Genomic DNA, 20,254 nt, shown 5'->3' on the forward strand with positions numbered 1-20,254 from the left:
CAGGCGTATGCGGGCATCGAAAGCTTGAAGCTGCCGTCGGACGTTAAGAAAGGCGTGCTGGTAATCGACGCCGTCGGTCCGGGCAAGGACGCAGGGCTTAAAACCAGCGACGTGATCGTGGAGTTGGACGGCAAGCCGGTCGACGGTACGCTGGCGCTGCGCAAATACATTTACGGGCACAAAAAGATCGGAGAAAAGCTCGCCGTCACATATTATCGGGGAGCGAAGAAGAACACGATTCAGGTCACGCTGGCTGAGTTAAAGGATCGCTAATGGGATCAGAGAAAGCTGTAAGTCGCGGCCGCTTTTGGGGAACAATGAAAGCAGAGGCCGTATAGAAGCGAGAGGGTGTACGATTTTATTAGGGTTAAACGAAAAAGGGGTCTTATCTTATGCACGTAGTTTGCAAAGAGCATCTGGAGCTTGCCATCGATATGTTCGTGGACGAATACGAGGACGCGCCGGACATCGTGGACTTGGAGGAAGTGAAGTTTACGGGCTGGGACCCGCCTCCGCATTGTGAACGGTGTGCCGAGCCGGGGCGCTTCTTGGTTGTGTAGGAGTTTGTCGAGGTATGGAGATAACATAGAATGATTGTCGGAGGGCTGGCATGGTGCGGCCTTCCTTTTTTATAGCTGGTTATGGTGTAACGGCTGTGATTTTAGAGGTAGAAGTCTCCGGCGTATTCAACGGCTTTGGGGACTTTGGCATAAACTGTTTGTTGGCCGCGGTTATAGGAGGCAGTATAGAGGATTCGATCTCCGCTATATACATGGTAAATGTCGGTTCGATTCACAACGGCTGTTCCTAAATCATACTGGATTGCACCGTAGTAATCACGATGGTTATGAACGGATTCCGGAGCCTCGCATTTTGTTTTGGAATAGATGTGCTTGAAGGAACCGTTTGTCTGATTAGTCCATACGAGATTGATGAGTTTTCTTAGTTCAGTTCCAACGTTAGATTGAATCTGGACGTTGGCGCGAACCTCAACTGGATTTACAATGGTACTAGTGCCGCCTTTTGGGGCGCTGCACAAGAAGGCATCTTGTTCCCTTGGCCCGACATTGTCATTACCGTCTTCAATAACTTTATAAGGAACGGAGTATGTTGAATAGGCGTACCGCTCCGTTAGATTACCTTGGGGAGTAAGAAGCGTAGAGTCATTTCCCTTTAACGCTTGATCAACAAAGGTTATGGTAAGGTTATTCTGGCCTTGGGGCTTGCCGACAACAACAGGTACAGTTGGGGTGGCTACTTGTACTTGTTCACTTGAGACGGGAGCGTTTCCCAAGTTTGGCGCTGTAGCGACTGGAGAAGCAGCGAGTGTTAGAGCTGCGAAAGAAGCGGCCAGAATGGCAGGTATGCGGTTATGGGCCATTGCTTTTACCTTCTTTCAAGTAATAATATAGTTCAATTTACATAATATCACATTTGTTTCTTGTTAAGTTAAAGTTTCTTTGGAGAGAACAATGAAAAGGTGAAGGAAATTCCACGACACCTCGAACAGGACAAGTAAAGGCTAGACGAGAGAGGAAGAGCAAGCGGATGAATATTCAGATTATCACAGTAGGGAAATTGAAGGAGACTTATCTGGTACAGGGGATCGCCGAGTACGTCAAGCGTTTGGGGCCGTATGCCAAGGTACAGATCGTCGAGGTGCCGGACGAGAAGGCGCCGGAATCCATGAGCGCCGCGGAGGAGGTGCAGGTGAAGCAGCGCGAGGGCGAGCGCATTCTCGCGAAGCTGCACGCCGACGCTTACGTCGTGGCGCTTGCCATCGACGGGAAGCCGCTGTCGAGCGAGGAACTCGCACGGCAGGTGCAAGACCTTGCCACGTACGGGCGCAGCCACGTGGCTTTTGTTATCGGGGGCTCGCTGGGCCTCGCCCCAGAAGTGCTTGCGCGCGCCGACCTCAAGCTGTCGTTCGGGCGCATGACGCTGCCGCACCAGCTTATGCGTCTGGTGCTGGTGGAGCAGGTGTACCGGGCGTTTAAGATTATGCGGGGGGAACCGTACCATAAGTGACGCAAATTTTTACGATAAACAGGGAAGCCCAAAAACCAAGGGTCGCTCTTAAGGATTCCGTCTATACATTTTAAGTAGAAATTGCCGTTACAGAGAATGCAGTACGCCACCTCATATCTGGTGTATAATGCAAGAAGTGAAACTTCCGCATCGACGGTGGCATGACGAAGGAGATTTTATGACATTTGAACAATTGAAACTGATTCCCCCCATTCTTAAAGCGCTGGCCAAGGAAAATTATAGACAGCCCACTCCCATACAGGAGCAAGCAATTCCGCCGGTGCTGGCGGGCCGAGATTTGTTCGGCTGCGCTCAGACGGGGACCGGCAAGACAGCGGCGTTCTTGCTTCCAATTATCCAACTGCTGAGCGCGCAGCAGGGACGACCGAGCGGCAAGCGCGTCATTCGTTCGCTGATCCTGACGCCTACGCGAGAGCTGGCCATTCAGATATCCGACAACTTTAAATCTTACGGACGCTTTTTGAATCTGCGAAGTGCCGTGATTTTAGGCGGCGTCTCGCAAAAAGCACAGGAGCAGGCGCTGGAGCAAGGCATGGACATTCTGATAGCGACGCCGGGCCGACTAATCGACCTGATGAACCAAGGGTTCGCCGATCTGCGTCACGTGCAGATTCTCGTGCTGGACGAAGCAGACCGCATGCTAGATATGGGCTTCATTCACGACATGAGAAGGATCATAGCCAAGCTGCCTGCCAAACGACAGACGCTGTTCTTTTCGGCGACGATGCCGCCCGAGATCACGTCTCTGGTAGACTCACTGCTGACGAATCCAATGAAAATCGAAATTACGCCCGTTTCCTCGACGGCGGAGCGGATCAAGCAGACACTCTACTTTGTGGACAAGCCGAACAAGCTGCCGCTGTTGATCGACCTGCTACAAGACAAGTCGATCGAGAGCGCGCTTGTGTTCACCCGTACGAAGCATGGCGCGGACCGGCTGGTGAGGGGCCTGACGAAGGCGACGATTACCGCGCAGGCGATTCATGGCGACAAGTCGCAGAACGCCCGCCAAGCTGCGCTGAATAACTTCAAGCAAGGTGTGACTCGCATGCTGGTGGCGACAGACATTGCGGCCCGGGGCATCGACATCGAGGAGCTGTCGCACGTCATTAACTACAATTTGCCGAATATCCCGGAGACGTATGTGCATCGGATCGGCCGCACCGGACGAGCGGGATTAAGCGGAATAGCGATTTCGTTTTGCGAGTACGAGGAGATTCCTTATCTAAAAGATATCGAGAAGCTGATCAAGCAGAAGATTCCGGTGATTGGGGATCATCCGTATCCGATGACAATTAATGAGTCGACTCCGACGACAGTTAGGGAGATCAGAACCAGCGTCACATCTTCCGAGGATTGTATAACCCGCGGCCATCGCGGAGGCGCTACTCCAAACGACTCTGCTGGTAGAAAAGGAACCTTCGGAGGTTCCGGCCGCCGCTCGAGACGGCGATCCTAAATCAACATGATGACCGCGACAAGTAAGAGTATAGTCAGTTTTAATAATAGGGTATACCAATAAGGAATTAATAATAAAAAGGGAGTGAATGTACATGATACAAATAACGATTCCAACACCGGATGTCACCATACACAAACAGAAAGACCCTGAGTTAAGCAATATTTATGGGTTTACGGATTTTCACCTGATTTCAAGAGATAAAGCGGGGATTTTTATGTTTTACAATGATCGGGATGAACTCCTATTCGTTGGCAAAGCACGAAAGCTAAGACCCCGAATCAAAAAACATTTTGAAGATACAGTATCCATCATGAAAAATTACAGGGGCGAAGTTACCAAAATCGAGGTTTGTATTGTCGAGGACCCCGTTCATAGAGAAATTTATGAAACATTTATTATTAATGAACTCAAGGCCAGATACAATATAGATAAAGTGTTATACAAATAAGGATAAACGAATACATAAAACAAATTTGAGCCCCTCCTAATAGGGCTCTTTGTTAATTAGTGCGAGGTATCCTCTTTGTGAGCCCGGGAAGTTGTTTATGGCATGGAGTGCATTAAAGGTTATTATAGACGTAGGTTAGAGAAAATAAATATACAGGAATCGAATAACTTCCAGAGGATGGGAAATCGTTTAAATGACAATTCATAATAAACAACGTTACCGCTTTAGTGAAGCACCTATATGGAATATTCAGAGGGAATATTATGAACAAGAAGGATTGAAGGCTTGGAACAACGACCAAGTTCCTCAATATATCACGTGCAATCCAATGATCGCTGCGGCCTATGCAGAAATGATATTCGGCTTTCTTCAAGACCGGGCAAATAAGGAAGATAACTCAGAGCCTGTTCTTATTGTGGAGCTTGGAGCAGGAGCGGGGCGTTTTGCTTTCCATGTGTTACACGAGTTATGTCAGTTGATTGACTATGCAGGGTTAACGTTACCTTCGTTTCGATATATCATGACGGACTTGGCGATGAACAATGTGTTGGCATGGAAGGGTCATCCAGCTCTACAAGCTTTTATTGCCAAAGGAATACTCGATTTTGCGCGATTTGATGCTGTTCATGACACGGTTCTGAATTTGATTGTATCAGACACAACCATTAGTAAAGGAGATTTAAAACAGCCTGTTGTCATTGTGGCTAACTATTTTTTTGATAGTATTCCGCAAGAGCTGCTTTATGTGGCTGAAGGTAAAATTTATGAAACTGATGTTTTCATTGAGTATCCTAAACTTAAGGATTCACTTAAACCATCAGAATTACTTGATCAAATATCTTTACATTATAAGCATCGGCGGGCGCCGGAGTATGAGCAAGAAACTTATCCTTATCGTGATGTCATAGCCTTATATCAGGAACAATTGGAAGATTCGCATATTTTATATCCAGTCGCCGGATTAACTTGTTTGGAACGTTTGAACCAGATGTCGCAGGAGGGATTTCTATTAATAACAGCAGACAAAGGGGATCATTTACTTGAAAATTGGAAATTCGCGGAACCACCGGAGTTGATCCTTCATGGAAGTTTTTCTTTAACGGCAAACTACCATGCGATTCAGCAAGTTATGGAACAGAATGGAGCCCTCGCGTTATTTCCCCCGCATCATTATAAAAATATAAATATTGGTTGTATTATCAATATGGATACACCGATGGACTACATCCAGACAAGATTAGCTTATCGTCGATTTATTGAGCGCTTTGGTCCGGACGAATTTTTTAGCTTGAAGGAGTGGGTAGATCTCAATCTAGATAGCATGGAACTTCAGCAAATATTAAGTTTTTGGCGTTTAGGTGGATATGACGCGGAGTTCTTCATTCAGAGCACGAAGCAGGTCTCTAGTCTGTTACAAGATGCAAATGATCAGGAAAAGCAGGACATTTTTCGGGGTATACAGCTTATGTGGTCGTCGTACTACGTAATGGAGCAGCGTTATGACATCGCACTTGAGGCTGGATTGTTACTGTTTGAGATGGAAATGTACGGGGACTCCAAACGATTTTTAGAAATATCAATATATGAAGATCAAGAGAAGATCGTATCCACTGTATATTATTGTCTAGCTATTTGTTGTTTCGAGTTAGAGTTAGACGAAGATGCTCTGAGATACGTGCGGAAATTATTAGAACTCGAGCCTGATCATGAAGAGGCATTGGCATTGTTAAACAAATTTGAGTTGGGTTAGCCGAGTTCAATAAATGGTGGCAGTCTAGGACGTTAACTTCTCGTCAAAGGTTGCCGCTTTTCGGGTGCAGGTAGTTGCAACCGCATGGGAGTGAAAATGACTTTCTGCTAGTGAGGAGCATGCCGCGGCACCTCCTTTCATAATTTTCGCCGATAGACCCGTTAAGCTGAACCGTATCATAGATAAGCACAAAGTCGTCATTAATTGAAGCGTCATAACAAATTTAGGAAAATACCAAGATAAAGAATCGGCTAGCAGAGCTCATATTACCGGCCGCTCCACTCCATGACAGTCGTCCATATCCTGATTCCACTTGCAGAACCGCCCCAAAAATATGATCTACCGCGAGTGAATGAGCCGATCCAAATTATGAATGCGTTGTTACATGAAAAATCCCCTCTCATCGTATTTTCCCAACTATGCGTTGTTGATATCTATTCTATGGTCAAAATATATACTGATATGGCTTAGAGAAGACATGCCGTTATATTTTTCGATAGAAACTGACAAAAAAGTATCCCAACATTATAATTGTTATATATATCCTATAGTGGCACTGACCAGGAGGATGGCATGCAATTTCAACCAAAGTATTATGATGGGGAATTATTTCTACCGAAAATCGAATTAAATATGACATTGAACCAATCGATTGGCATTATAACGGATTTGAAGCGAAAGCAGCTTTTAATGAATCAATTAGTGAATCATTCCCAATATTATTTATTTCGAGCTCAACAAGGCGAGTATATGCGTTTAACGTTGGAAGAGCTAATCACTTTTCTAATCAAAGTAACGGAGAGGAATGAGCATGTCGCTCTGTTAATGGATTATTTTGCTTTAAAAGAAGAACGGAAGGTAAAAATCAAGGATCTAAGCTCATCGAAAAGGATGTATGTGACATTGCTGCGTGTTTTTTTTGCGCATCAGCCTACAATTGTACTGGAGGAACCCTATTTTTACTTGGAAGAAGAAGATCGTCGTCATTTTAAACGGATTTTAGATGACCTTTCGAAAGAAAAGCAGATTTTAATTTTAACGTCGAATTTAGAGGATGCCCTTATTTCCTGTGATGCCATTTATCGATTGAACGAATTCGGATTTCATCCATTGGATATTCGGGACTCAGAAGAGGATAAGCAGGAAGTGCAGGAACAAGATCGGGCCAATATAACCTTGCAGAAGATTTATACGAAAAGAAATGGCAAAGTGATTTTATTTGATCCGCCTGAAGTCGATTACATAGAAAGTATAGATGGTTCGATTCTTGTTCATGTGGGTGGAGAAAATTATGTCTGTGCTTTGACGCTAACCGAGCTCGAGCAGAGATTGGTAAATTTCGGATTTTTCAGGTGCCATCGATCCTACATCGTTAATCTGCAAAAAGTAAGAGAGATTATTACATGGACGAAGAATAGCTACAGCTTGCGTTTAAATACAGGCAAAGATGCCGTGGTTCCGTTGTCTCGTTCAAAATTGCATGAATTAAAAGCACTTCTTAACATTTAATTTCCGGGGTAATATCGAACCAATCAAGCATTCCATGGTACCATTCAGGCGATAACAGCTACATTTCGACGGGTTTTGATGGTTGGAAGCATGCATTCTTTATATATTTAAGCCATCAACTCTAAGGAAGTGGTGTTCATGGATGTTATCCAAGTAGAACATATTCGAAAGAGATTTGGAAATAAGGATGCGTTATCAGACGTGTCCTTTTCCATTCCGAAAGGGGAAATTTTTGGTTTCCTGGGTCCGAGTGGTTCAGGAAAAACAACATTAATAAAGATTTTAACGGCGCAATTAAATCCGACAAGCGGACAGGCAAGTGTATTTAACCAGCCAGCGGAGATGATGCATCAGTCTGCACAGAAGATGCGCTTTGGCATTTTGACGGATAACAGCGGTCTATATGAGAGGTTAACGATTGAGGAAAATCTGGAGCTGTATCGTAAGTTATATGATGTTCCCAGATCTTCGATCGATAAGGTGCTGAAGTTTGTAAACTTAAGCAGAGAGCGCAAAAAGAAAGTCAATCGCTTATCAAAAGGGATGCGTCAGCGTGTCATGTTGGCATGCGCGGTGATCCATGAGCCGGAATTATTATTTTTAGATGAACCTACTTCGGCTTTAGATCCAGTAAACTCGGCACATATTTATAAGGGCTTACGCTACTTAAATGAGAGAGGGACAACGATTTTTTTAACTACGCATGATATGGCTGAAGCAGAATTGATATGTAACCGTGTAGCGATTTTGTATCAAGGACAAATTCAAACCATCGGCTCACCAAGGGAACTTAAAAAACAGCATCGGGAAAACGTAGTTTGTGTTGAATTAATCAATGGAGAAGCCTACGAGCTCCCGATCGATGAGGGAACGGCCGATCGAATAGCCGATTGGATGAAACGAGGGTTCATTGATCGATTAGAAACGAAAGAGCCAAGTCTAGGGGATATCTTTATTAAAATGACAGGAAGTGAGTTACTATGAGTATCTCATTAAAACGTGCTCGAGCGATATTTGTGAAGGATTACAAAGAGTTTTCACGCAATTATGCGGTCTCCTTTAGTCTGATTGTTCCAATTCTCTTCGCATTTCTTTTTCGAAGTGCAGGCCCGTCTTTGCCTGGAGCTATCGGTTTTCTCCTAAATACCTCGTTTGTGTTACTAACGTGTTTAGTACAAGCATGCTTGATTGCGGAAGAAAAGGAGCGTAACACTTTACGATCATTAATGATGACTCCGGCCACGACCATGGATGTTTTAATCGGTAAAAGTACTTTAGTCTTTGTAGTGTCTGCTGTTGCTCTGGCTATTGCTACGTATATATTGGGCTATGAGCCAGCTAGTATATGGGCGTTTGTGGCAGCAATCATTTTTTCGATTATTCTATACACAGCCGCCGGGACGATATGTGGTTTATTCTCCAAGACGTTACTTGAAGCCTCATTATCTATAATGCCTGTGGCGCTCGTATTCACTGGGGCACCATGGGGAGTGTTACTAGTGAAAGATTTTCCGATCTTCAAAGTGCTGGAGTATGCACCAAGCGTTCAACTTGTGCGTTTGCTAGATATACAAAATATAGGCTTTACGACGGGAGATTTATTAAAACCCCTCCTCATTATTTTGGCATGGACGGTTGTATTAACGATTGTGTCTGTTGTTTTGTATCAACGACGGTTAAAGGACGGATAGGAAAAATTTGCAAAAAGAATCGCGTATTTCTACCGAGGGGGGATCAAATTCCGATGAATTTAGCCGTCAAGTGGATGCGAGAATTCAAAGACCGCGATACCCGGCATAAGCTGAAAGGCTATCGGGACAAAGCGGAGCTCATCAGGAAACGGAATTTGGAAGCATGGGACGAAAAGCAGCTGCAAGCGGAATCTCTCCGGCTGAAAAAGGAAGCAAAATCGGGTACGCCTTTGGACGAGCTGCTTGTCGATGCCTATGCGCTAGTTTGTGAGGCAGCGAAGAGAACGCTGGGATTACAGCCTTATGTTGTCCAGATCATGGCTGCCATCGCTCTGCACGAGGGATTTTTGATCGAGCAGCATACCGGCGAAGGAAAAACGCTCTCTGCTGTTATGCCTGCTTATCTACATGCGCTAACCGGCGAAGGTGTTCATGTGCTGACTTTTAACGATTATTTGGCAAATCGGGATGCGGAGTGGATGGGCCCGATCTATCGTTTCCTCGGGTTAACGGTAAAATCGGTTCAAGCGGGCATGAGCTTGTCCGAGAAACGGGAAGCGTACGCCGCGGATATAACCTATGTTACGGCCAAAGAGGCGGGATTCGATTATTTGCGCGACACGATCGCTCTAGACGAAGCTGATACCGTGCATCGTCCTTTCCATTACGTCATCGTCGACGAAGCGGATTCACTGCTTCTCGACGAAGCGCGGGTGCCGCTAGTCATCGCTGGCGAGCCGGGCTCTTCCGGCAACGACGGCATTCGTTTCGCAGAAGTGGCTAGGCAGCTCGAGCAAGATGAGCATTACGACTTCGACGAGTTCAAGCGGAACGTTTATTTGAATGAAGAGGGCTCTGCGAAAGCGGAATCGCTGCTAGGATGCGGCAATTTGTACGAAAGCCATAATAGTCATTTGTTAATATCGTTAAATTGCGCCCTGCATGCGGAATCGTTATTGAAAAAAGACGTCGATTACATCGTCCGGGACGGTAGAATCGAGCTGATCGACGAATATACCGGCCGCGTGGCGGAGAACAGGCATTTGCCGGACGGGCTGCAAGCCGCGCTTGCGGCCAAAGAAGGGCTGAAGTCGAAAGCCGGCGGGAAAATTCTCGGTACGATCACCCTTCAACACTTCCTTAGCCTATATCCGAAGATTTGCGGAATGACGGCTACCGCGCTCGCTTCCGCAATGGAATTCGAAGATATTTATGAGCTGCAGGTCGTGCAAATTCCGCCGAACCGGCCAAACATACGGATCGACCATCCGCACCGGATTTATACCCATAAAGAAGCCAAACTTAAGGCGCTTGTACAAGAAATCTCGTCCGTCCATGCGACGGGGCGTCCGATTCTCATTGGTACGTCAAGCGTCGAGGAGTCTGACATGCTGGCGGAGGCGCTAGCGGTTGCCGACGTACCTTGCCATGTTCTGAATGCGAAAAACGACGCAAAAGAAGCCGAGATCATCGCCAAAGCGGGAGAAATCGGCGCCGTGACGGTGTCTACGAATATGGCGGGACGCGGCGTCGACATTCGGCTCGGCGGCGGCAACCCCACGCAAGCAAAAGTTGTCGCCAAGCTGGGCGGGTTGTATGTGATTGGTACGCATGTGCACGAAAGCGTGCGGATCGACAACCAACTGCGCGGGCGTTCTGGCCGCCAAGGCGACCCGGGAGCTTCCGTATTTTTCGTAAGCTTGGAGGACGAGTTGATGCTTCGATTCGGCATCGATAAAGTGATTCCGCCCGCCTATCGCGATCTCAGGCAGGATGATGCTCTCGAGGAGTCGGTGCTCCGCAGCAATATCGCCCACATTCAGCGCGTTATTATGGGCCAAAACTTCCATATCCGCCAGGAACTGAACCGTTATTCGGATATGGTGGAGGAACAGCGGCGTATTCTATACGAGGAGCGGCTCGGAATTTTGAAAGGCGAGACGCCGATGAGCCCTTCAGAGCAGCGGGTACGGCTTTATTATATCGACAAGTTCTGGGCTGACCATCTGGCATACGTTTCTTACATTCGCGAAAGCATCCATTTGACGAGTCTTACCAACCGCAATCCGATCGATGAATTTCATGTGCAAATCATCCAAGCCTATGAGCAAATTCCGACAAAAATAAATAGAGAGTCGGCAAATATGCTCGTAAAGCTCGGAGGTTCGAATGATCCGGCGAAGTGGGAAAAGTTCGGGCTGAAGAGCCCTACTTCCACTTGGACTTATACTATCAACGATCAATACATGGAGTACTTGCAGAATCCCGGTTCATGGAACCCAGGGACGATAATCGCTTATTGGATGCGCAAGATGTTGAGGCCGGTATTCGGGTGGCCAAAATTTTGATCGGGACGAATACGAGCGAACGCTCGATTCATCCTGCGCTGAAATGTTGAAGCGAAGCGTTGACTCCGTGTTGACTTCGGACAATAAAAAATACATCGCAAGGACGTACAGGCCCCATGGTGATGTATTCAAAGTTGAAGTACTTTGAATTAAATCCCTAGAATCTGATTATAGATCTTGTCCGCTTGGATTTCTCAATTTTATAATCGGTATAAACATACTACTGCCGCCAAGCTATGGCGGCTTTTTTGCACTCATTTTGAGAGGGGGGATTTATAAGCCGATGGCAACAGCAGATTATGTTACTTTAAGAGGCAGCAATGCCGCCGCGCGGCACGCTTAGGCGTATTTTAGATCGTTAAACTTGACAAACGAATTACAAACATACATAATCTAACTAGTTAGTTAAAAATAATTGGAGTTGTTCACAATCATGCAAAGGAAGAGAAAGACGTATGATGCAGCCAGAACAAAAGAAATGATTCTTGACGCTGCAGAGGAGATGTTTGCTGAGCATGGGTATTCCGCTACTCGTGTTGATGCGATAGCGAGCTTGTCCGGATATAATAAAAGCCTTATATACCAATATTTTCAGGACAAGCTAGGGCTGTACACCGGTGTGATTAAACGGGCTGATCAGTTGGGTAATACCGTTTTTGAAGGTTTGTTGGGAAGCTCCTTAGCAGACTCGGCAACGACCTCAGATCCGTCAAAATTCCGCCAGATGCTTGGAGCCGTCATCCGAAACTCGTTTCAGTTTTTATTGGATCATCCGAGATATTTAAAAATATATTTATGGGAAGCCGCGGAGGAGTGGAGAGTATGGAAATCCATTGCATATTCGCCTGATGATATCATCCTGTTTCACCGACTTGCTGAATCTGCGAAAGAAAACGGATTGCTACGCAAGGATATTGAACCGATCATGGTGCCGATTGTACTGATGAATCTGGTCATTCCATTTGTACAATCCTATCGTCGGCTTAACGAAATGATGCCCGATGGAATTCAATCGAAGATATCACTGGAACAATATAAAGAACAGTTAGTCCTTATCGTTGTCTATGGATTGATGGAGCCGTCCTTGTTGTAGAAAGGGAAGGCTTCTTATATCCTTAAATATAAATAACTAGTTAGATTAATTTGAAAGGAGCTTGAATATGAAGAGATTTCAGGACAAAGTTGTTATTGTAACAGGCGGAGCAGGCGGGATTGGGGAGGCAACAGCACGATTGTTTGCAGAAGAAGGCGCTAAGGTAGTCATTGCCGATTATTCTGATAAGGGCAAGGAGTTATCCCGGGCTCTCAATGGAATGGGCCTGGATAGTTTCTTTATCCAAACGGATGTGACAAATGAAGAATCAGTCATGCAAATGGTGGAAACCACGGTTCGCCGTTATGGCAGGCTGGATGTGCTTTTTGCCAATGCAGGAGTGGCAAGCGATGGGCCAACCGATCAGGTTGATTATGAGGTTTGGCAAAAAATCATCCAAGTGAATTTATCCGGTGTATTCCTTTGCAACAAACATGTGATCAAGCAAATGCTGGTCCAGGGTGATGGCGGGGCGATTGTCAATTGCGGGTCTGTCCATAGTTTTGTGGGGAAAGCGCGTGTATCGGCGTATGCTTCAGCCAAAGGAGGCGTTCATATGCTGACGAGATCATCGGCTGCGGCGTATGCCGCCAAAGGTATTCGTGTGAATACGGTATGTCCAGGTTATATTGAGACATCTCTAATCAGCGGATTACCGGAAGAAATGCTACGGTATTTGCAGGCACAACATCCAGTAGGAAGACTGGGTACAGCTGAAGAGGTAGGGAAAGCGGTTCTGTTTTTGGCAAGCGAGGATGCCTCATTTATTACAGGAGCCAGTTTGTTGGTGGATGGTGGATATACGGCTGTATAAACAAGTCATCGACTAAGAGCGCCGGAGGCTGATAACAACGAACCGGTAGTTGTCTCCCGGAAACTCAAAATGAATTGCAAAAAAGCGCCAGCGAAAACACCTAGATAGCTAATGTGTCGGTAGACACCTGGAATCAGGTTTTTTCGACTGGCGCGATTCACGAATTATCCCTATCCGCTCTTATGTTTACCAGATCGAGACTCGATCCTCCGGAGCGACAAACATGCCATCCCCAGGTTTAATTCCATAGGTTTCATAGAATTCCGGGAAGTTCACAATCGTGCGGTCTACTCGAACTTTACTGGCTGAATGTACATCGTTTGTGCTTAGGGTCGCTGCAAATTCTTTTGTGGTTGTGGATTTCCACATTGTCGCATTGCTTTCGAAATACGCTTTATAATCCGGATTGCTCATTTCGGATACAACTTGCAGTGAAGCGGCCATTCCGCCTAAATCGGCGACATTCTCGCTTAGGGTAAGCAGACCGTCGTTCACCACACCCGGAACAATCTCAATTCCATTATAGAACTCAATCAGTTCCTGGTTTTTCTCTTTGAACTTCTTAAAGTCCTCTTCCGTCCACCAGTTATTTGCATTGCCATTTTCGTCGTATGCCGATCCGTTGTTATGATGTTCGGATCGTTGCTGACTGTCATTGGAACGACCCTCGATTCGGAGAGATGGAGTTTGAACATGTGACTTTGCAGAAGCCGAACGATCCGGAGCTGAAAATCATGATTTATACCGCGTCAACGGATACGGCTGTGCGTTTGCAAGGACTACTTGGTATTCGGGACCCTGAGAAATGACGGAAACTTGCCGTTACAGACAGCGCGGAGCGGGTTGTCTATTTTTTGTATAGGTCCCGGTAATATAATGGTGACATACGCGTGTAAACTGGGCGTACTCTGTCATTTACAGTATGTAAATGCAAAGATGATCGAAGGAGAGGGGGAAGAAAGTTCCTAAGCATGATCACCGGCCTGTACGCCCGCGGCACTTAACCGTTCATCTGGAACTCCGCAAGATTTCTATGGTGTAAAGGACCGCTGGGATCAAGCAATAGCACGTGTCTATTCGCTTGTTCGTTATATCGGCCAGATGATTCTGCTGTCGCCAAAATTTTCGGGAATTTGGGGAGTGGAGGAGATTTTTGTATTGAAACGAAAACGCAGTGTAGGTAAAGCTGTGCTATCTTTCTGCCTAGCAGTTTTGCTTGTCTGGCAGACGGTGATGTTCTCTGCTGCTGCATATGCGGCGAGCGAAGGCGGCTCGCCGAGCGCGGACGAACCGTCGTCGGTAACTGAGGCGGTGTACGCTAAGCCGGACGAACCGCCGCCGGTAACTAAGGCGGTGTACGCTAAGCCGGTCAATTTCGCAGCGATCCAGGCAGTCCCGGCGGACAAAACGGCGGTGCTCATGGGAGCTAACTCGCCCTTTCCGCTGGAAGTCCTACAGGACGGGAATGTCTTAAAGAAGGGTGACGCCATTCACGGTAGAAAGCCCTTCTCCCTGAAATCGAGCGACATCAAGGTTCCGGTGAAGGGTGACGCCGCCGACCCGAACACGGTGGATGGCAGCACCGTCATTTTGTATGGCGATTGGGTGATGCTGGACAAAGCGACTTATTTTCCGGAAGTGATTCTGCCGGCTGCCACCATGACGCTGAAGGAAAGATCGGGCTACACCATTGGAACGGCCTATTTCTCCGAAGCGGGTATCAAGGTGGTATTTAACGGCGAAGAACGATTTTTCAACGGCCAGGGCAAGAACATTACCTTCGGCTTTGAATCCACCGCGAAGGCGGATGTATCGGGTATAGAATACGGCCACCAAAAGCCGATTGGCATTTTCGGGGCGAGCTACATGCTCGAAAACCCTAATGTCACGCCTACGTACAGCATCAACTTGAAGTCCAACAGCAACGCTTCCGAAAACAACTGGATCTATACGGCGCATTTGACGGAGGGTACAATCGAGTGGCAGGTGGAAATTGCCGCCAAGGATATGTTTGACCCCACTATTCCGCAGCTGCTGGACGGGCAAAAGTTTTATAACGCGCTTGATCCGGCTGGGCTGGGCACCTATGTGGAGGGGTCCCTCAAGGTCAACGGCAGTGCGGCGACACCGGATGGCGGCACCGCGAACGCGCTGGCCTACACCTTCCCTGCGGGCTTTGGCGACAAGGCGACCGTCACCTTCAAGACGTGGATTCCCAAGGCGAAGTATTACCGTGAGTATAACAACGGTAGTAGTGGGTACGAGACCGTCGCCAATACCGCGGAGTTGAGGAACGCGTCGGATAGCAAGCTGCTTTCCTCGAATTCGTGGCGCGTCGCCTTCAAGCCCGACTGGATTCAGAAGAGCGGCATGTTGGACAAGCGGTCGAGTTCCGCAGACCCGCGTACCATTACATGGACGATTGATGTCAACAAGAACTACAGCAAGCAGGGGCTGAAAAACTTCACCATCACCGATGCCCTGCCGGCCGGACTTGCCTGGAGATCAGCCGCATGGCAGTCGTGGGACAGTGCCAAGAAGGACTGGTCAGCTACAGCAACGCCGATTACCCCCGACGCGAACAATGTGTATTCTTTCGGCGAGGTCAACGGCCCGATCCGGTTGGTCATTGTGTCCGAAGTTACGGGCAATACAACCGGCTTCACCAACACGGCAACCACCCAGTGGAAGCTGGATGTCAATACTGTGCAAGACAATGACCAAGCTACTGTAAAGGATGCTGCCGCTATCACCATTGGCGCCCATACCCTGACAAAGACCACAAGTACCGGTGATACTCTTGGTCTGGGCATATTGCCGTGGAAAGTTACCCTTACACCTCAGGAGGCCCTTCCGGACGGTGCGGTGTACGATCTGCTGGTGTATGGGGATGCGAGCTCCATCGACTTCGCCAAGGTTACCGCCAGCCCGGAGATTGACGCTGGAATCCTGAATCAGTTGAAGGGGAACAATGGAGCGAGATACTTCCAGCGGTTTCAGTCCGGTTCCTTTCAGTCGAGTGACGGCTTAACGCATCAGGTATACACACTTTCACAGGATGGGAAGCCTGTCGCCGACTTGCTTCGTGTCACCGGATACAATAGCGATGCGCCCGCTTCCTTCACCTTTAATTCCCTGATGACGCAGTGGCAGCACTTCGCGGGCAATGGGTCCACAACTCACTATAATCAGGCGTTTCTGTTTGAAGGTACACAGCGGACACGTGATTCAGGTCTGCCTTATCACCAGGTCAACAGCGGTATGCTGGCCAAAGAGATGCTCTATGCGTCAAAGCCGGCGGGAACATCCGTTAGCCCTGGTAATGTCAACCACTACATCCGAAACGACGCTAGCGAAGCACATACACTGGCAGCCTATGATCAGGTGACCAAGACGGTGACCTTCCGGCTGTCGGTCAATATGAACGGCCTGAAGACCGAGGAGATGGCAAAGGATGGCGGCAATCACGTTGCCAGCGCCATTAAACTCGTCGATACTCTACCCGAGGGCTGGGAGTTTGTGCCGTATTCGGAAGGGCAGGCTTTTGCGATTTACAAGGGAACCCGGGCAGACTATGGAACGACTGTTAGCGCTACGACGCTTATTTCCGACCCAAGTGATCTCGTGAGCTTTTCCGCCGCAGGGAACATAGGTACTTTTTCCTTTACCAAGCTGGAAAGTCCCTATGTCGTTCTGGTCAAGGCAAGACCTACCGAGGCGACCCTGCGTCAATATTTTGAAACCGGCGCAGCCAAGCATGAGATGACGAACAACGCCGAGATGAAAATCACATGGGGGGGTGAGCCTAGCACAGTCGCAGCCACCCGCAAGGTCATCGTCCCGATGCAGTCGCTGGGCAAATCGGTGACGAAGCCGAACCCCGGCGTGCTGGAGTGGACGGTGAATTACACCCCGCCTTTCGAGGTGAAGGACGGCGTCTATCTGCAGGATACCCTTGGCCAAGGGTTGGCGCTGCGCAAGGATGAAAGCGGGAAACTCTCGCTGCGACGCCCTGACATGGCGGTGTACCGTGCCAAGCTGACCCCCAGCGGCGAGCTGTCGAGGGACGGCGATGCGCTGAACCTGTACGACCCGAACAGCGAGATCAAGGTGGAAACCGTCACAGAAGGCGGCGCGACCCGGCTGATTTTCCGGATAGCGAATCCGAACCAGCTCTACCAGATCGTGTATCAGACCGAGGTCACCGAAGTGCCCAGCGGCGGGAAGGTCGGTAACGAGATCAAGCTGATGGGCGATGACACCCTGAAGAACATCGGTGCCAAAAGCGAACACGCGGTCGACAACAGTGACGTGGGCGGTAGCGCAGACACCCAAGGCAAGCTGGATCTGGTCAAGGTCGACCCCAAAGGCAAGCCGCTCGGCGGCGTAATATTCACGCTGTATGAGCCCGACGGCATAACAGAGGTCACCAGCGGAACTACAGGTTCGGACGGCAAGCTTAGCCTGTTTGCCAAAGCCGGGCTTTACGTGCTTAAGCAAACGTATATCGACCCGATCACCTATCTGCCGACCACAACGGTTTATCAGGTGCGTGTGGCGTCTACTCCCTGGAATCCCATCTGGGTAGACGGGGTGGAGGTGACCAGCGCCAAGCCGCTCGTTGTGCCAACCCCGGTGTGGGAGACTGGCCATCTGAAGCTGGTCACGGCGATAGAGGGGAAAGCAGCGGACCCCAACAAGGAATTTGAATATACGATTACCTTCAGCAACGGCAAGTCCTATGCCTATTCTGGCGCAATAAGCGGCACCGTGCCCAGCGGCGGAACCGTTAAGCTGAAAGGCGGCCAGGCCATCACCATCAAGGATATCCCGGATGGCATCACTTACACCATCGTCCAGAAGGGGTACACAGACGAGGGCTACGCTACCAATCCGGCGGATCTGAAGCGTACCGGCAGCATCGTGGCGAACGAAACGGTCGAAGCGAAGTTCGTCAACGGCAAGTACCTCCCCGGCAAGCTGACGATCGGTCAGACGGTTGCGGGCAATGGCGCGGACAAGAATAAGGCGTTCGAGTTCACCGTCACCTTCGAAGGCGCGGGAGCGGGCAAGACGTATACGTACACGACATCGGGCGGTACGACGGGAACCATCGGGTCCGGTGGCAAGATCTCCCTCAAGCATGGGGAAACTGCCGTCATCGATGGGATTCCGAAGGATACAACCTACACCGTCACCGAGACCAATTATACAGCCGACGGCTACACGACGACTTGGCCGGACTGGCAAACGAACGGCACCATTGCCGAGGAGGGCGACCATAAAGAGGAGGTCGTTAACACGCGGATGGTGTACGGCGGCCTGCTGATCGGGCAGACGGTGGAAGGCAGCGGGGCGGACAAGAATAAAGAATTTGAGTTTACTGTCCAATTCCCGGACGCCGCTGCAGGTGATCCGTACGCCTACACGAAATCGGACGGCACGACGGGAACGATCAGATCCGGAGAGACGATCATCCTCAAGCATGGGCAGACCGTCGCCATTGAAGGCATTCCGAGCGGTGATCGCTATATCGTCACCGAGACCGATTATTCGGGCGAGGGTTACACGACCGACCCGGTGAATCGGATGCATAGCGGCACGATCATAGAGAAGCAGATTGCCGAAGCCCGATTCGTCAATGCGAAGCATCTGTCTGGCAAGCTGACGCTGACGGCGGATCCTGCGGTCGTTCCCGGCAACGGTACGACGCCTTCACAGTTGACGGCAACGTTGACCGATTATGAAGGTAAGCCGGTTGCGAACCAGGATGTCGTCTTCATACTGCCGGATCAATCGGAAGTAACGGCCAAGACCGATGCGCAAGGAAAAGCGGTCATCCCTTATACACCGCCAAAGCTGGGCACCACAACACCTGAGGATCACCACATCACAGCCAAGGTGAACAGCCTGACGGAAGGGAAATTGACCGCCACCACGACGGTAACCGCCGTGCCGGCGGCAATCATCGGGGTGCTGCGCGATAACACAACGGGCGAAGTGATTCCGAATGCGACCGTTGTCATCACCAACGAGGCGAATGGCGAGAAGCACACGATCACGACCGATGCCGCTGGCGCGTACTTCCTGCCTGTAGCATATGGTGGCGACTACACGATCAGCTTCACGAAAAAGATCAAAATGAACGGTGTTGACGAGTCGATCACTTTCACGCAAAAAGCGGAAGTTGACAGCAATGTGAAGGGCGGCGAGCTGGTTCCGGCGCACATTACGGCTGTAGGCGTCGTACTCCTGAAGCAGCCTGAAGGAAAGTCTTCGCTGCTGAACAGCACGCTAGCCGGCAAGGCGCGCATTTATTTGCGGGATGCGAGCGGCAAATATATTACGGATCAGAATGGCGCTCCGAAAGCATTCAGCTTGCAACCGAACGGCGCATTCGCTGTGAATGGTTTATCTGCGGAGCATTACAAAATGGAAGTGCGTTACGAAGTTGAGCCAGGCCGAGAACTGACGCTCATTCGGGATGCAAGGCTGGACGTGAAGGCGAATGGGGAATTGAATATTTCTCAGCAGCTCGTCGACCCGTATGGCATCATTACGGATGCAACGACAGGCGCAACGATCGAAGGCGCTGAAGTGACGCTGTACTATGCCGATACGCCGAAGAACAAGGCGAATGGCATCGTGCCAGGCACGAAAGTGACGTTGCCTATGATTCCGGGCTTTGCGCCGAACGATAACGCCAGCCCAAGTCAGAACAGCGATGTAAACGGCGCATATGCGTACATGGTGTTCCCGAACACGGATTACTATCTGGTTGTAACGAAAGCCGGGTATGAGACGTATACGAGCCCAATTATCTCGGTCGGAAGCGACATCGTACGTCACGATGTACAGTTGAAGCCGGTAAGTTCCGGCGGCGATGGCGGAGGAACTGAACCCGGCAACCCTGGACCTGGCCCCGTCAAGCCCGAGCCCGGCGAAGGCAATAGCGGAACCGATAGCGACGACGATGGATCCGATAACGTCGACAACAGACCCGCCAATGGCAACAACGGGTCCGGCAATGGCAACAAAGAACCCGGTAACGTCGACAAGGGAACCCGCGACGGCAACAAGGGACCCGGCA

17 protein-coding genes are annotated in these 20,254 nt (G+C 49.1%); 13 read left to right on the top strand and 4 right to left on the bottom strand.

What is annotated here, in order from left to right:
* Together QJ48_RS22615 and QJ48_RS35380 are read left to right on the top strand one after the other, a co-directional pair.
* Positions 1–273: S1C family serine protease (locus QJ48_RS22615; protein ID WP_157261723.1), on the top strand; the 273-nt coding region annotated here is incomplete at its 5' end.
* A 119-nt stretch (positions 274–392) separates the two neighbouring features.
* Entirely contained in the window at positions 393–560 is a 168-nt protein-coding gene (locus QJ48_RS35380; RefSeq protein ID WP_010501530.1) for a CxxH/CxxC protein, read from the top strand.
* A gap of 101 nt (positions 561–661) precedes the next feature.
* Here the strand turns inward: QJ48_RS35380 and QJ48_RS22620 are convergent, their stop codons facing one another.
* Complete coding sequence (locus QJ48_RS22620; protein ID WP_054975750.1) at positions 662–1,381, bottom strand: hypothetical protein; 720 nt, start codon at positions 1,379–1,381, stop codon at positions 662–664.
* Positions 1,382–1,548: 167 nt separating this feature from the next.
* On the opposite strand from QJ48_RS22620, the gene rlmH reads away from it, so the two are divergent.
* The 10 genes from rlmH to QJ48_RS22670 all read left to right on the top strand — a co-directional run bounded on the left by rlmH (position 1,549) and on the right by QJ48_RS22670 (position 13,164).
* The gene (gene rlmH / locus QJ48_RS22625) at positions 1,549–2,028 is read left to right on the top strand and encodes a 23S rRNA (pseudouridine(1915)-N(3))-methyltransferase RlmH (protein ID WP_054975751.1); all 480 of its coding nucleotides are present in this window, start codon (positions 1,549–1,551) and stop codon (positions 2,026–2,028) included.
* Between the two features lie 178 nt (positions 2,029–2,206).
* Positions 2,207–3,508, top strand: coding sequence for a DEAD/DEAH box helicase (locus tag QJ48_RS22630; RefSeq protein WP_054975752.1), 1,302 nt, complete (start codon positions 2,207–2,209; stop codon positions 3,506–3,508).
* A 94-nt stretch (positions 3,509–3,602) separates the two neighbouring features.
* Positions 3,603–3,959: a nucleotide excision repair endonuclease gene (locus QJ48_RS22635; protein ID WP_036691897.1), complete on the top strand. Its 357-nt coding sequence runs from the start codon at positions 3,603–3,605 to the stop codon at positions 3,957–3,959.
* A gap of 193 nt (positions 3,960–4,152) precedes the next feature.
* Positions 4,153–5,709 (top strand): hypothetical protein, encoded by a 1,557-nt coding sequence (locus tag QJ48_RS22640; RefSeq protein ID WP_054975753.1) that lies wholly within the window; start codon positions 4,153–4,155, stop codon positions 5,707–5,709.
* 573 nt (positions 5,710–6,282) lie between these two features.
* On the top strand, positions 6,283–7,218 hold the full coding sequence (locus tag QJ48_RS22645; RefSeq protein ID WP_054975754.1) for a LytTR family transcriptional regulator DNA-binding domain-containing protein: 936 nt from the start codon (positions 6,283–6,285) through the stop codon (positions 7,216–7,218).
* Between the two features lie 138 nt (positions 7,219–7,356).
* Positions 7,357–8,202 (top strand): ABC transporter ATP-binding protein, encoded by an 846-nt coding sequence (locus QJ48_RS22650; protein WP_054975755.1) that lies wholly within the window; start codon positions 7,357–7,359, stop codon positions 8,200–8,202.
* Positions 8,199–8,909, top strand: coding sequence for an ABC transporter permease (locus QJ48_RS22655; RefSeq protein WP_054975756.1), 711 nt, complete (start codon positions 8,199–8,201; stop codon positions 8,907–8,909). Before QJ48_RS22650 ends, QJ48_RS22655 begins: the two co-directional genes overlap by 4 nt.
* A 53-nt stretch (positions 8,910–8,962) precedes the next feature.
* The gene (locus tag QJ48_RS22660; RefSeq protein ID WP_054975757.1) at positions 8,963–11,257 is read left to right on the top strand and encodes a DEAD/DEAH box helicase; all 2,295 of its coding nucleotides are present in this window, start codon (positions 8,963–8,965) and stop codon (positions 11,255–11,257) included.
* 433 nt (positions 11,258–11,690) lie between these two features.
* Positions 11,691–12,350 (top strand): TetR/AcrR family transcriptional regulator, encoded by a 660-nt coding sequence (locus QJ48_RS22665; RefSeq protein ID WP_054975758.1) that lies wholly within the window; start codon positions 11,691–11,693, stop codon positions 12,348–12,350.
* Between the two features lie 67 nt (positions 12,351–12,417).
* Complete coding sequence (locus QJ48_RS22670; RefSeq protein ID WP_054975759.1) at positions 12,418–13,164, top strand: SDR family NAD(P)-dependent oxidoreductase; 747 nt, start codon at positions 12,418–12,420, stop codon at positions 13,162–13,164.
* Between the two features lie 186 nt (positions 13,165–13,350).
* On the opposite strand, the gene QJ48_RS22675 is transcribed toward QJ48_RS22670, so the two are convergent.
* The 3 genes from QJ48_RS22675 to QJ48_RS38925 form a co-directional block, all read right to left on the bottom strand.
* The gene (locus QJ48_RS22675; protein WP_237763027.1) at positions 13,351–13,836 is read right to left on the bottom strand and encodes a M13-type metalloendopeptidase; all 486 of its coding nucleotides are present in this window, start codon (positions 13,834–13,836) and stop codon (positions 13,351–13,353) included.
* A gap of 416 nt (positions 13,837–14,252) precedes the next feature.
* Entirely contained in the window at positions 14,253–14,585 is a 333-nt protein-coding gene (locus QJ48_RS37610) for a hypothetical protein (protein ID WP_162238543.1), read from the bottom strand.
* Between the two features lie 49 nt (positions 14,586–14,634).
* Positions 14,635–15,210, bottom strand: coding sequence for a hypothetical protein (locus tag QJ48_RS38925; protein ID WP_237763026.1), 576 nt, complete (start codon positions 15,208–15,210; stop codon positions 14,635–14,637).
* Positions 15,211–15,450: 240 nt separating this feature from the next.
* Here QJ48_RS38925 and QJ48_RS22680 point away from each other — a divergent pair.
* The coding region (locus tag QJ48_RS22680) for a carboxypeptidase regulatory-like domain-containing protein (protein WP_162238545.1) at positions 15,451–20,254 on the top strand (4,804 nt) is incomplete at its 3' end.

This window comes from Paenibacillus sp. A3, from assembly GCF_001399685.1.
Taxonomy (GTDB): Bacteria; Bacillota; Bacilli; order Paenibacillales; family NBRC-103111; genus Paenibacillus_G.